The sequence below is a fragment of the Leptolyngbya sp. KIOST-1 genome, assembly GCF_000763385.1.
Lineage (GTDB): Bacteria > Cyanobacteriota > Cyanobacteriia > Phormidesmidales > Phormidesmidaceae > Nodosilinea.
The window spans coordinates 1,072,298-1,086,119 of sequence record NZ_JQFA01000002.1 but is presented as its reverse complement, the minus strand read 5'-3'; the positions used below and the strand labels follow the sequence as shown (position 1 = coordinate 1,086,119).

The following is a 13,822-nucleotide window of genomic DNA, read 5'->3' as shown; positions in this document are numbered from 1 at the left end:
CCTGCCTACACCGTCACCATGGCCTTGGCCGTCAGCGCCCAGGCGGAGAAAGTGGGGGAGATCACCGGTTCATCGCCGGTAAATAGGGTTTGCCGGTAAGCCCCGTCTACCATGGCCAGCACCGTCACCTGCCCCTGCTGGGGGTCCACAATCCAGTATTCAGGAATGCCGCGCCACTCGTACTGATTGCGCTTCTCCAGGTAGTCGCGCCGGGCGTTCTCGGCCCCAGGGCTGACCACTTCCACCACCAGCAGCGGCGGGGCCATCTCTAGGGTTACCGCCGCTTGCCCGAGGTCCCGCAGTTGGGCTGGGTGTTCTGGCCGTAGGACTGTGAGGTCAGGGTATCGATTTTTAGGCTGCCCTGGCATAGCTAACGCCAGCCCCTGGGGACAAACTTGCTCGGCACTGACTAGAGCTTTGAATGCATCGTAAAGCTTGAGGGCGCAGCGCAAGTTGTCGTAGGACTCAGGCGGCACTTCGCACAGCTCTCCACTAGTCAGTTCGTAGTAGCCCTCTAGGCCATCGGTATAGGCCAGAAAGTCGGCGAAGGTCTGAAGTTTGGGCTTGGCTTGGGTCATGGCAATGGCACAGCCTCGTCATCAACAGGGGAATCAAAAACCCGACGGTCAGAACGTCCCAGCCAGGGCTTCCACGCAACGATCGCAGATAGTCGGATCTTCACTACTCTCCCCCACGTGGGTGGAGTAGTTCCAGCACCGGTCGCACTTCTGCCCCTCGGCATCCACCACACCAATGCCCAGGGCATCAGACTCGCTGCGGCACTTCACCTCGGCCAGGGGCGCGGGATCCTCCAGCACCTCCACCTGAGACACCAAAAACAGGTAGCGCAGTTCATCGACATGGTTGGCCCCAGGGGCTACCGCATCAACGGGATTCATCGCCGCCAGGGTCGCCCGCAGATCTGGGTCTGCCAGGTAGATCAACGCCTTAGCCTCCAGGGAAGAACCAATGTCCTTGGCGGTGCGGGCCTGTTCGAGGACTTTGTTCACCTCCTGGCGTACGGTGCGGATCTGGCTCCAGGTGGTGGCCAGATCGGGCTGGCGGTACTGGTCGTCAAGCTGCACCCAGCCCGCCTGGAACACCGACTGGTGGGGGGTGGGGTAGGGCAGGTTTTGCCAGATGTCCTCGGCCATGTGGGAGAGCACCGGGGCGATCGCCCGGGCCAGGGCTTCGATGGCGATCGCCAGCACCGTCTGACAACTGCGCCGCCGCTGGGAATCCGCCGCACTGATGTACAGCCGGTCCTTGGCAATATCCAGATAGAAGTTCGACAGGTCCACGGCGCAGAAATTCTGCACCGTCTGGAAGAACCGGAAGAACTGGTAGGTCTCGAAGGCGTCGGTGATGTCGGCGAACACCTCGGTCATGCGGTGGAGCATGTAGCGGTCCAGCTCGGGCAGCTGGTCGTAGGGCACGGCGTCCTGGGCGGGGTCAAAGTCGTGCAGGTTACCCAGCAAAAACCGCGCCGTGTTGCGAATCTTGCGGTACACATCGGCCATCTGCTTGAGGATGTTGCCGCCCAATGGCACATCGGAGGAGTAGTCCACGGAGGACACCCACAGGCGCAGCACATCGGCCCCGTAGGGGGGCTCGGTCTTCTGGTTCTTGCCGCCGTTGATGACGATGTAGGGGTCCACCACGTTGCCCAGGGACTTGCTCATCTTGCGGCCCTGCTCATCGAGGGTGAAGCCGTGGGTGAGCACGGTTTTGTAGGGGGCGTGGCCGTTTACCGCCACGCTGGTCAGCAGGCTACTCTGGAACCAGCCCCGGTGCTGGTCGGAGCCCTCCAGGTACAGGTCCACCGGGTAGGCCAGTTCACCCCGCCGCTGGGCCACCGCCGCCCAGGAGGAGCCCGAGTCAAACCACACGTCCATGGTGTCGGTGCCCTTGCGGTAGGTGCGGCCATTGTTGCGGTACTGCTCGGGCAGCAGATCGGCCTCGGGCAGCTCCCACCAGGCATCGGAGCCTTTTTCGGCAAACAGGGCCTTGATGTGGGCCAGGGTCTCCTCGTTCAGCAGCGGTTCGCCGGTCTCGGTGTCGTAGAACACGGGGATCGGCATGCCCCAGGTGCGCTGGCGGGAGATGCACCAGTCGGAGCGATCGCCCACCATGGCCGTGATCCGGTTTTCCCCCGTGCCGGGAATCCACTGCACTGACTGGATGGCCTTCAGCGCTTCGTCCCGGAAACCTTCCACCGAGGCAAACCACTGCTCCGTGGCCCGGTAGATGGTGGGCTGCTTGGTGCGCCAGTCGTAGGGGTACTTGTGGACGTAGGGTTTGTGCTTGAGCAGGGAACCGGCTTTCTCTAGCGCCTCGATCACCGCCGGGTTAGCGTCCTTCAGCACGTTCAGCCCCTCAAAGGGACCGGCCTCCTCGGTCATGTCGCCCTTTTCGTCCACGGGGCAGAGCACCGGCAGGCCGTAGCGCTGGCCCACCTTGAAGTCTTCGTCGCCGTGGCCCGGGGCGGTGTGCACCAGGCCGGTGCCCGACTCGGTGGTGACGTAGTCGCCGCCGATCACAATCGGGCTCTCGCGGTCAAACAGGGGGTGGCGGTAGGTGGACTGCTCCAGGGCTGCGCCTTTGATCTCCGCCTTCGCCGTCAGTTCAGAACCCAGGACCTGGGCCATGCGATCGCACACATCTTTCGCAATGATAAGGTACTTAAACGGGGTCCCCGCAGCCACCTCCACCACGGCGTAGGTCAACTCGGCATTGACCGCCACCGCCAGGTTAGCCGGAATCGTCCAGGGGGTCGTGGTCCAGATCGCCACCCCTAACTCGCCCAGGTAGGGTGCCAGGGCACCCTTCGCCTCGGGCGACGCGCTCACCATCGGGAAGGCGGCGTAAATGCTGGGGGAGGTGTGGCCCTCGGGGTACTCCAGTTCCGCCTCGGCCAGGGCCGTCTGGGACGACGGGCTCCAGTGGACGGACTTGAGGCCCCGGTAGATGTAGCCCTTCAGGTACATCTGCCCAAACACCTCGATCTGGGCGGCTTCGTACTCGGGTTTGAGGGTCAGGTAGGGGTGGTCCCAGTCGCCCCAGACGCCGTAGCGCTTGAAGCTCTCCCGCTGGCGATCGACCGCCTTGAGGGCAAAATCCCGAGCTTTGTAGCGGAGCTTTAGGGGGGTGAGGTTGGCCCGCGCCTCGGCGTCCATCCCCTGGAGCACCTTCAGCTCGATCGGCAGGCCGTGGCAGTCCCAACCGGGCACGTAGCGCACCTTGCGGCCCTGGAGCAGTTGGTACTTGTTGATCGTGTCCTTCAAAATTTTGTTCAGGGCATGGCCAATGTGCAGGTCGCCGTTGGCGTAGGGCGGCCCGTCGTGCAGCACAAAGACATCGCCGGGGTTTTCCGTCGACAGGGTTTCGTAAATTTTGTTCTCGGCCCAAAAGGCTTGAATCTCAGGCTCGCGCTTGGGAGCGTTGGCCCGCATGTCAAAGCGGGTCTGGGGCAGCAGAACGGTGTCTTTGTAGCTTTTGGTGTCTGTCACAGCCTGAGTCGACTAAGGGTGAAGGGTTGCTCGCGCCATTATCGCAGATTTGCTCCTGAGCTGGCTCAGGAATCGAGCCTGGGGAGCTATCTCTGAGCTATCTCTATAGATTAGGTCAGGTTGAAGGCATTTGTAGGGTCAATCTAGATCGGCCCAGTTTGTGTCGTCGGCCCAATTGGTTTCATCACTGACTGGCGGGGGGGCAGGGTCACTGTCGGCCTGAGCCTCTGAACTGGCCGTAGGGGTTGCCTCTGAGCCGGATGGAGTCGCTGGAGAATCCGCCTCCTCGCCGCGATCGCGTCTCTCGATGGCTTCGGGGTCGATCGCTTCCGTGTCGATAATCGTTACCCCCAAGGGCAGATCTGGAGCGGGCTCTGGGGGCGACTGGGGCGATGGGGTGGCCTGGGCCACCTTCTTTTTGGCCAGCGGTGAGGGGCGGGGGGGAATGTCAATTACCGCTCGCTTGGGTTTGGGCGTCTGCCTGGCTTTGACCACATCTCCCAGCCAGGCCTTGAGCCCTGCCAGCCTGGCTGCAAGGGTAGTCGGCTTTTGCCGGGGGGAAGGCGGCGTAGCTTTGGGTTGGGCAGACCCTGGAGGGGCCGAGGGCCGCGGCGATCGCGGTGCCCGGACGGGGGGGACTGCCGCTACCACAGCGGGCTCAGTCCCCGGAGAACCGGTGGCGGGGGTAGCCCGGCGATCGCTGGGCGTCAGCTCATCGACAAACTCGTAGTCCACATCCTTGAGGGAGGACACCCGAATTTCGCTGACGGCGATCGCCGGGTCGCCTGGCGATCGCTCAGGCTCTGGTGTGGGCAACCAGCGGCCCAGAGGGGTTGTCCTCAGCCCATTTAAAACCGACTGCTTGAGCTGCCGACCAAAGGCAGGCCAGGCATCCGCCGTGAGGGGCGTTTGCAGGTCCAGGGGGGTGCGCTTGCGCCGCAGGGTTAGGGTTTGCCAGCCCAGCCAGCCCAGCAGCACAACGCTGGCCAGGTGGCCCAGCAGCTCGGTCGGGGAGGTTTGCACAGCGCTAAACCACAGCACCAGACCGTAAAATGCCCCCACCCCACTCCAAAAAAAATCGTGGCGGCGGTGCACTTCCGGAAAGAAAAAGGCGGCTCCGTACAGGGCAAGGCTGCCCAGCCACACCGCGATCGCCAGAACCTGAACCCACATACCGCTCGGTGTACCCGCTGTTTCAACACCACTACTCTATCGCGGTTGATCAGGCGCGGTTAGACAAGCTCAGCCCATTATTCGAATAGAGGCTCTTGCCATCACCCCCAGGCGGTGCATCGCTGCGCGAATGCACCCTCCGGGAACTGCCCTCTACTGACAGGCCTTAGGCAGCCCCGGCCTTCTTGGAGAACAGCACCAGGATGGTCTTAACAATTAGCTGAATATCGTAGGCCAGGCTCCAGTTCTTCTGGTAGTCCAGGTCCATCCGAATCACGTCCTCAAACTTCTTCACCGTCGAGCGACCGTTCACCTGCCATTCGCCGGTCATGCCGGGCTTCACGTCCAGGCGCTGCCACTCGGGCACCTTGTACTGCTCAATTTCATCGGGCGTGGGGGGGCGGGTGCCCACCAGGCTCATGTCGCCCCGCAGCACGTTCCAGAACTGGGGCAGTTCATCCAGGCTGGTGCGGCGCAGAAAGCGACCGACCTTAGTGATGCGAGGGTCGTTTTCGTTCTTAAACAGCGGCCCTTCCAACTCGTTTTCAACCTGGGCCTTGAGCGCTTCGGCATCGGTCACCATGGAGCGAAACTTCCAGATGTGAAAACGCTTGCCCATCCAGGAGCACCGCACCTGCTTAAAGAGGATGGGGCCGCCGTCCTCCAGCTTGATGGCCAGCACAATCGGCACCGCCAGCACCGCGGTAATTACCAGACCCACCAGGGCCCCGAGAATGTCCAGGGCACGCTTGCCCCTGGAGGTCACCGACGGGTGCGCCGTCAGCGCCACAAACCGCATCTCGGGCTTGGGGGCCGGAGCCTCCGCTTCCCCTGGTGCCGCCTCAAAGGTGAACAGTTGCTCCAGGTCGGTGAGGGCCAGCACCATGCGCACCTGTTCCTGCACCCCCCGCAGCACCATCTCAATGTTTTTGCCTTTGCAAGTGCGGTAGCAAATGACCAGGGCACCCAACCCGCTGCTGTCGATAAACTCAGTTTGGCTGAGGTCGATGATGATGGACTCGGGCACCGACTGGCTGAGGCAGTGGCGCTTGACCTGTTGCTCAAACTCCACCGCCTCTACGACGGTCAGGGTAGACGGCACGCTGACGACACAGGCCGTACTCAGATCCGCATCGGCAGACGGCTGGGCTGCGACTTGTGGATCTTGATCTGGGGCGATGGATGAGGTCATACCGACATCCCTAAATAGTGGTTGGCAACAATGAGATCGGGTTGGTCACTGTCAGAGTTCCCCCGACAATGACCAAACTATAAGAGTCACTCTCCCGGGTTGCCCTGCCCCTGGCCCCAACTTCAAGGAGTCTTAATCACTCGTTGATGAGTTGGTTAGGAGAATCTGCGCATTCCTACCCTTGACGCAAAGAGACCGGGGCGGTTCCAGACCGCCCCTGGGCTCAAGCGGCCAACAACTGCCGCAGCACATAGGGCAAAATGCCGCCGTGGCGGAAGTACTCCACTTCGTCCAGGGTGTCGATGCGGCAGAGCAGGGGCACCGTAGTGGTGTCACCCGTCGCCCGATGGATCACCAGATCGACCCCCATGCCCGGTTGAATGCCGCCGCTGAGGCCTGTGAGGTCGAAGGTTTCGCTCCCGTCGAGGTGCAGTATGCCCCGGTGCATGCCATCTCTAAATTGCAGGGGCAGCACCCCCATGCCCACCAGGTTGGAGCGATGGATGCGCTCAAAGCTCTCGGCCACGACTGCTTTGACCCCCAGGAGCCGGGTGCCTTTGGCGGCCCAGTCCCGGGATGAGCCGGTGCCGTACTCTTTGCCCGCAATCACCACCAGGGGGGTGCCGCTGGCCTGGTACTTCATCGCTGCATCATAAATGGACATCGTTGTGCCGTCAGGCATGTACCGGGTGACGCCGCCGGAGGAACCGGGCACCATCTCGTTTTTGAGGCGAATGTTGGCGAAGGTGCCGCGCATCATCACTTCGTGGTTGCCCCGGCGAGAGCCGTAGGAGTTGAAGTCGGCGGCGGTGACGTGGTTGCCCACCAGATAGCTACCGGCGGGGCTGTCGGTTTTGATCGCCCCGGCGGGGGAGATGTGGTCGGTGGTGATGCTGTCGCCCAAAATGGCCAGGGGGCGCGCCCCGAAAATATCGGCAAAGGCCTGACCGTTGACGCTGGGGGGCATACCGGCAAAGTAGGGCGGGTTTTGCACGTAGGTGCTGTCGCCGCTCCAGGCGTAGGTCTTGCTGTCTTCGGTGGAGATTTTTTGCCAGTCGGCGGTGCCGGTAAACACATTGCCATAACGGCTGCGGAACATCTCTGGGGTCAGCGCCTCAGCCATAACCGCCTGAATTTCGGCGCTGGTGGGCCAGATGTCTTTCAGGTAGACGGGTTTGCCGTCGGCACCCTGGCCAATGGGGTCGGTCTTGAGGTCGATGGCCAGGTTACCTGCGATCGCGTAAGCCACTACCAGGGGCGGCGAGGCCAGGTAGTTGGCCTTGGTGTGGGGGCTGACCCGGCCCTCGAAGTTGCGGTTGCCAGAGAGCACGGCTCCCACCACCAGGTCGTTGTCGTCGATAGCGCTGGCAATGGCGGCGGGCAGCGGCCCCGAGTTGCCGATGCAGGTGGTGCAGCCGTAGCCCACCAGGTTAAAGCCCAGGGCATCCAGGTCTGTTTGAAGTCCGGCCTTTTCGAGGTAGTCACTCACCACCTGGCTGCCGGGGGCCAGGGAGGTCTTTACCCAGGGTTTGACGGAGAGGCCCTTTTCCCGAGCTTTGCGGGCCACCAGGCCAGCCCCAATCATCACCGAGGGATTGGAGGTATTGGTGCAGCTGGTGATGGCGGCGATCACCACGTCCCCGTCGGTGAGGCGGTAGTCGGTGCCAGCGACCGGGACCGATCGCTTCTCGCTAAAGTCTTTGCCGCTGAAGGCGGGGAAGTCACTGGCCTTAAACTGGCTAGCCAGAGCCGCCAGGGTAACTCGATCCTGGGGGCGCTTGGGCCCAGCCAGGGAGGGCTCCACGGTGGCCAGATCCAGCGCCAGGGTGTCGGTGAAGACGGGGTCGGGGGTACTGGCTTCGCGCCACAGCCCCTGGGCTTTGGCGTAGGCTTCCACCAGGGCCACCCGCTCCGGGTCACGGCCTGAAAACTCCAGGTAGCGAATGGTTTCGCCGTCGATGGGGAAAAACCCGCAGGTGGCCCCGTACTCGGGGGCCATGTTGGCAATGGTGGCGCGATCGGCCAGGGTGAGGTGGTCGAGCCCGTCGCCGTAGAACTCCACAAACTTACCGACCACGCCCTTGACCCGCAGCATCTGCACCACGGTCAGCACCAGGTCGGTGGCAGTGGCCCCTTCGGGGAGCTGCCCGGTGAGCTTGAAGCCCACCACCTCGGGAATTAGCATGGAGATCGGCTGGCCCAGCATGGCGGCCTCCGCCTCAATGCCGCCCACGCCCCAGCCCAGCACCGAGAGGCCGTTGATCATGGTGGTGTGGCTGTCGGTGCCCACCAGGGTGTCGGGGTAGGCAATGGTTTCACCGTTCTCGTCCTTGGTCCACACCACCTGGGCCAGGTACTCCAGGTTGACCTGGTGGCAAATGCCGGTGCCCGGTGGCACTACCCGGAAGTTGTCGAAGGCGCTCTGGCCCCAGCGCAAGAAGGCGTAGCGCTCAAAGTTGCGCTGAAACTCTTTCTCCACGTTTTCGCCAAAGGCGTCGGCGCTGCCGAAGGCGTCCACCATCACCGAGTGGTCAATGACCAGATCTACGGGTGACAGGGGGTTAATTTTGTCGGGGTCGCCGCCCAGGTTGACCATCGCGTCGCGCATGGCGGCTAAGTCCACTACGGCGGGCACTCCGGTGAAGTCCTGCATCAGCACGCGGGCGGGGCGGTAGGCGATCTCCCGCGAGGAGGACTGGGTTTGCAGCCACTCGGCCACCGCCTGCACATCAGCCGCCGTCACCGATCGCCCGTCTTCGTGGCGTAGCAGGTTCTCCAGCAGCACCTTGAGGCTAAAGGGCAGGCGGCTGACGTCCCCTAGGGCGGCGGCAGCGGTGGGCAAGCTGTAGAAGGTGTAGGTGGTGCTGCCTACGGTGAGGTGGGTTTTGGCGTTAAAGCTGTTCACAGGGCTGGAACTCTCCGAGTCGCGACGGGGATCATGGTTAGCGTTGCGATCTTATTACATTCGCCACCCCGCTGTGCTGTAAGCTGTGTTGCCAATCGAGCCTCGGCTAACGACTTGTGCCCCTGGAAAACAGACTGCCAAACAGCGATCGCTTTTCCGGCGGAGGGGTCGTCGCTGTCTCGGCCCGGCGAGGCTGGGTCTCGCTCATCGAAATCTTGAGCTGCTGAGCATACTTTAGCGCTACAGCATTGTTGGGGTTGAGGCGCAGGGCCTGCTTGAAGTGCACCTTGGCCATCCCGGTCAGCTGACTGAGCAGGTAGGCCTGCCCGATCAGGCAGTGGTAGCTGCTGTTCTGCGGATCGATTTTGAGGGCGTCTTTCAGCTCTTGAATGGCCGCCTGAATGTTTTTGCCCTTGAGGTATTCCTGGGCGCGGCTGTAGTGGCGCTCGGCGTACATCAGCCCTGAGGTCGATTTGCCGTCGGAGGGGGGATCGGCTGGCAGCGGCGCGGGCGACCGGGGTATGGAGGCGGTGGACATCAGCCCGGTACGCTTTTCGCGAATCACCGGAGCCCCCATTTTGCGGCGCAGGTAGACCAGGTTGAGCTCGCTGAGCTGCTGGGTAAAGCGTTCAAAATTGGCGACGGTTTCATACTGGCGATCGCACAGTCGATCGACCGCCTGCTCGTAGAACACGTCCACCTCGGCCTCAGGTATCGCCAGCAGTTGTTTGCTCTGCTCTGCGGTGGGGTTGAGGGGCTGATCACGGCTCAGGCGGCGTACCTTAAAGCGCAACGTGGCCAGCACCTCGTTGCGGCCCTTGTCCTGCTTCAGGCGCTGGTAGGCGGGGTTGACCAGCTTCGGCAACACCTGACCAGCAAACTGCTGCAGCTCTGGGGTCGCATTGATTAAGGCGTCGGGATGGAGCTGCTTGGCTACGGCCCGGTAGCGCTTGAGAATGCGGCGTTCATCGGCAGCCACAGATACCCCCAGCAGAGCGTAGGGGTCGGTAAAGCGGTTTAGCCATTCAGGGGAGAAGGCGGCGTGGGGCATCCAGGAACGCGTTTTGGGGAGTTATCTGTATCTTTACGGATTCATGCTAACCCTGAACTCAAATCTAGAGAGGAATGTCGTTTCTTTACGTCAGGCTTATACTGGTTTCACAAGTTTGGTTCCAAATTGGGGCAAGCTTTACGGTCTACGGGCTTCCCAGGTGGCAGAGTACATGGTAGCGCAGCGTTCCCGTCGAACAGCCGTGATCCTAGCTTGGGCCGGGGTTTTCACCCCGTTGTCAGGGGTTCATAAGTTTTACGTAGGTCAGCCTTTCTGGGGCGTACTTTATCTGACTATTGAGCTTATTCCCTTTATTTCCTTGATTCCTAAGGTGGCGTGTGCTGTTGAGGGGGTGGTGTTGCTTTCTCAGTCGTCTGATGATTTTGCTCAACGTTGGAACGGTAACCTTACTGTGACTAAGGGTAGTTCCACTCTCGACCCTTCCCAGATCGACGCCCTGGGCAAAGCTCTGCGGGAGCTGGATACCCTGCGCCAGGAGGGGCTGATCTCGGAGCTTGAGTTTGAGCAAAAGCGTCGTCAGCTGCTCGACCAGGTCGCCTAGGATGTCAGATATGACACGACCCCGATCCCGGCAGAACAAGCAGTGCTGAAGCGTTGGCAGAGCCTGAGGGCGCAGCTGGCTCCCCTGGCCAGTCGGCTGGGCCAGGATCCGGCCTATCGGCTGCGGTCTTACCAGGAGGTCGAGCAGGCCGCCCGCCTGGGCTTTACCGTCGATGTCAACCGAGCCACCGTGGATGACTGGCTGCGGCTGCCGGGGCTCTCGATTCGCCAGGCCCAGGGGCTGGTGCGCCTGCGCCAGGCGGGGGTGCAGTTCCACTGCGTGGAGGATGTGGCCGCTGCCCTGGGGGTCAGCCCTGCCCACCTGCGCCCCCTCGCTCCGGTGCTGTCCTTCTGCTACTACGATGAGCTTGGCGACGGGGCACCCTGCCTCAGCCTCAACCAGGTGACGGTGCAGCAGCTGTGCGGGGTGCCGGGAATGTCGCCCACGCTGGCCCAGGCGGTGGTGCAGGAGCGATCGCGCCGCGGCCCTTACCAGGATCTGGCCGACTTGCAGCGCCGCCTGGGGCTCACCCCCGATCTGGTTCAGACCCTCATGTATTTTCTGCGCCCTTAGTAGGCGGTGCAGCCAACCTGAAACAGATGTAGCAATGCTGACAAAAAAAAATAGCTTAAGCCTGTTTTTATAGGGTTGCCTGGGCAGTTTTTTAGACCAGGTGTTGGTCAGGCAATGGTCAGGTATTGGGTTGATTCTATGCAGCCATTTGTCCTCTTGGCGGTTAGAAACAAAACGATAAAAAGCGATCGCCCCTTAGGCTTCAGGGCTTGACCCAAGGGCGTTGTAGCCAGCGACAGAAACCCTAATCAAATCTTAATTTCACTGAGGTATTGCTAGACCATAGAAAATGCCTTAAAACATCAACTGAAGTCCGAAAACATCGTTTTTGATTCCTTAAGAAAACAAGTAATTTTGATGGAATTAGCGCCATGGTAGTAGCTTCCCCTCCCCCGACCAAATCCCTTACCGACGAAGAACTGCGTAAACTCCATGCCTACTGGCGAGCCTGCAACTATCTCGCCGTCGGTATGATTTACCTGCGCAGCAACCCCCTGCTGAAGGAACCCCTCCGGGCCGAGCACGTCAAGTACCGGCTGCTGGGCCACTGGGGCGCTTCGCCAGCCCTCAGCTTTACCTATATCCACTGCAACCGCCTGATTAAAAAGTACGACCTGGACATGATCTTTGTGGCCGGCCCGGGCCATGGTGCCCCAGGAGTGCTGGGGCCTGTGTTCCTAGAAGGAACCTACTCAGAGATTTATCCCGACAAGAGCCTGGATGAGGACGGCATGCGCCGCTTCTTCAAGCAGTTCTCCTTCCCTGGTCACATCGGCAGCCACGTCACACCTGAAACGCCAGGCTCTATCCATGAGGGGGGGGAACTGGGCTACAGCATTTCCCACGCCTACGGAGCCGCACTCGACAATCCCGACCTGATCGTGACCTGCGTGGCGGGGGACGGCGAAGCTGAAACCGGCCCCCTGGCTACGGCCTGGCACTCCAACAAGTTCATCAACCCGGCCCGCGATGGGGCGGTGCTGCCCATTCTCAACCTGAACGGCTACAAGATCGCCAACCCCAGCATTCTGTCGCGGGTTTCCCACGAGGAGCTGGACTGCCTGTTTAGGGGCTACGGCTACACCCCCTACTTTGTCGAAGGCAGCGACCCCGCCGAGATGCACCAGAAAATGGCGGCGGTGATGGAAGAATGCGTCCTCAAAATCAAAGAGATTCAGCGCGACGCCCGCATCAACGGCAACCTGGAGCGTCCCCGCTGGCCGATGATTGTGCTACGTACCCCCAAGGGCTGGACTGGGCCTAAGGAGGTGGATGGCCACAAGGTGGAGGGGTTCTGGCGATCGCACCAGGTGCCCATGGGCGGCATGCACAGCAACCCCGAACACCTGCGCCTGCTGGAAGAGTGGATGCGTAGCTACGGCCCGGAGGAACTGTTTGACGAGAACGGTACGCTGATCCCTGAGCTGAGGGATCTGGCCCCAGTCGGCCCCCGCCGCATGAGCGCCAACCTCCACGCCAACGGCGGTATGCTGCGCAAGGCCCTGAAGCTGCCCGACTTTCGCGAGTACGCTATTGATGTGCCCAAACCCGCCAGCGTGGAGTTTGAGAACACCAAGGCCCTGGGCATTTTCATGCGCGACGTGATGCGCGACAACCCGACTAACTTCCGCCTGATGGGGCCTGACGAAACTGCGTCAAACCGCCTGCATCCGGTCTACGCAGTTACGAAAAAGGCCTGGATGGCCGACTTTTTGCCCGAGGACCTGGACGGCGGCGAGCTGTCCCGCGATGGGCGAGTGATGGAGATGCTGAGCGAACACACTCTCCAGGGTTGGCTGGAAGGTTATTTGCTGACCGGCCGCCACGGTTTCTTCCACACCTATGAAGCCTTTGCCCACGTGGTTAGCTCGATGTTTAACCAGCATGCCAAGTGGCTGGACATCTGCAAAAACCACGTGCCCTGGCGGCGATCGGTGTCATCGCTCAACATTCTGCTGTCGTCGCTGGTGTGGCGGCAGGACCACAACGGCTTCAGCCACCAGGATCCCGGCTACATCGACCTGGTTACCAACAAAAGTCCCGGCGTAGTGCGGCTTTATTTCCCTCCCGATGCCAACTGTCTGCTGTCGGTGGCCGACCACTGCTTCCGCAGCGTGGACTACATCAACGTGATCGTCTCTGACAAACAGAGCCACCTCCAGTACCTGAATATGGAACAGGCGATCCAACACTGCACCAAGGGCATCGGCATCTGGAACTGGGCTAGCAACGATGACTGTGGCACCGAGCCCGATGTGCCCGATGTGGTGATGGCCTGCTGTGGCGACATTGTCACCAAAGAGTCGCTGGCGGCTACGGCCATTTTGCGCGAAGAGTTTCCCTACCTGAAGGTGCGTTTCATCAACGTGGTTGATCTATTTACCCTGATCTCCCATGGGGAGCACCCCCACGGCCTGAGCAATCGCGACTTTGATTCCCTGTTTACCCCCGACAAGCCGATCATCTTTAACTTCCACGGCTACCCCTGGCTAATTCACAAGCTGGTGTACCGCCGCTCGAATCAGGAGCGGATTCACGTGCGGGGCTACAAGGAGCAGGGCAACATCAACACGCCGCTGGAGCTGGCCATCAACAACGAGATCGATCGCTTTAACCTGGTGATCGATGTGATCGATCGGGTGCCCAAACTGGGGTCCGCGGCCGCCCACGTCAAGGAAAAAATGAAGAACAAAATCATCGAGTGCCTCGACTACGCCCATACCCAGGGCAAAGACCAGGATGAGATCACCCACTGGAAGTGGCCCTACTGATCTTGAGTGGGCCCGGTACCGGAACCGTCAGCGGTAGCTGATGACAGCCTCTGATCACTGGGCCCAGACCAAGGTAAGCGACCGAG

At 61.3% G+C, this 13,822-nt stretch carries 9 protein-coding genes; 3 read left to right on the top strand and 6 right to left on the bottom strand.

From position 1 onward, the window contains the following. Positions 1-5 precede the first annotated feature (5 nt). The 6 genes from NF78_RS04865 to NF78_RS04840 form a co-directional block, all read right to left on the bottom strand. Positions 6-578 carry a Uma2 family endonuclease gene (locus NF78_RS04865; RefSeq protein ID WP_035985117.1) on the bottom strand — a complete coding sequence of 191 codons (573 nt, stop codon included), beginning with the start codon at positions 576-578 and terminating at the stop codon, positions 6-8. A gap of 48 nt (positions 579-626) precedes the next feature. After that, on the bottom strand, positions 627-3,509 hold the full coding sequence (gene ileS, locus NF78_RS04860; RefSeq protein ID WP_035985116.1) for an isoleucine--tRNA ligase: 2,883 nt from the start codon (positions 3,507-3,509) through the stop codon (positions 627-629). Between the two features lie 138 nt (positions 3,510-3,647). Beyond that, positions 3,648-4,682 (bottom strand): Ycf66 family protein, encoded by a 1,035-nt coding sequence (locus NF78_RS28005; protein ID WP_052049806.1) that lies wholly within the window; start codon positions 4,680-4,682, stop codon positions 3,648-3,650. 166 nt (positions 4,683-4,848) lie between these two features. Further along, positions 4,849-5,874 carry an anti-sigma factor antagonist gene (locus tag NF78_RS04850; RefSeq protein WP_035985115.1) on the bottom strand — a complete coding sequence of 342 codons (1,026 nt, stop codon included), beginning with the start codon at positions 5,872-5,874 and terminating at the stop codon, positions 4,849-4,851. Between the two features lie 223 nt (positions 5,875-6,097). After that, entirely contained in the window at positions 6,098-8,779 is a 2,682-nt protein-coding gene (acnA, locus tag NF78_RS04845; RefSeq protein WP_035985114.1) for an aconitate hydratase AcnA, read from the bottom strand. A 106-nt stretch (positions 8,780-8,885) separates the two neighbouring features. Further along, on the bottom strand, positions 8,886-9,830 hold the full coding sequence (locus NF78_RS04840) for a J domain-containing protein (protein ID WP_035985113.1): 945 nt from the start codon (positions 9,828-9,830) through the stop codon (positions 8,886-8,888). Between the two features lie 412 nt (positions 9,831-10,242). Between NF78_RS04840 and NF78_RS32845 the strand changes: the two genes are divergently transcribed. The 3 genes from NF78_RS32845 to NF78_RS04825 all read left to right on the top strand — a co-directional run bounded on the left by NF78_RS32845 (position 10,243) and on the right by NF78_RS04825 (position 13,736). Beyond that, positions 10,243-10,392 carry an SHOCT domain-containing protein gene (locus tag NF78_RS32845; RefSeq protein WP_263970547.1) on the top strand — a complete coding sequence of 50 codons (150 nt, stop codon included), beginning with the start codon at positions 10,243-10,245 and terminating at the stop codon, positions 10,390-10,392. 42 nt (positions 10,393-10,434) lie between these two features. Continuing rightward, positions 10,435-10,965 carry a ComEA family DNA-binding protein gene (locus NF78_RS04830; protein WP_263970546.1) on the top strand — a complete coding sequence of 177 codons (531 nt, stop codon included), beginning with the start codon at positions 10,435-10,437 and terminating at the stop codon, positions 10,963-10,965. Between the two features lie 371 nt (positions 10,966-11,336). Next, positions 11,337-13,736, top strand: a complete 2,400-nt coding sequence (locus tag NF78_RS04825) for a phosphoketolase (protein ID WP_035985112.1) — start codon at positions 11,337-11,339, stop codon at positions 13,734-13,736. The last annotated feature ends 86 nt before the right edge of the window (positions 13,737-13,822 follow it).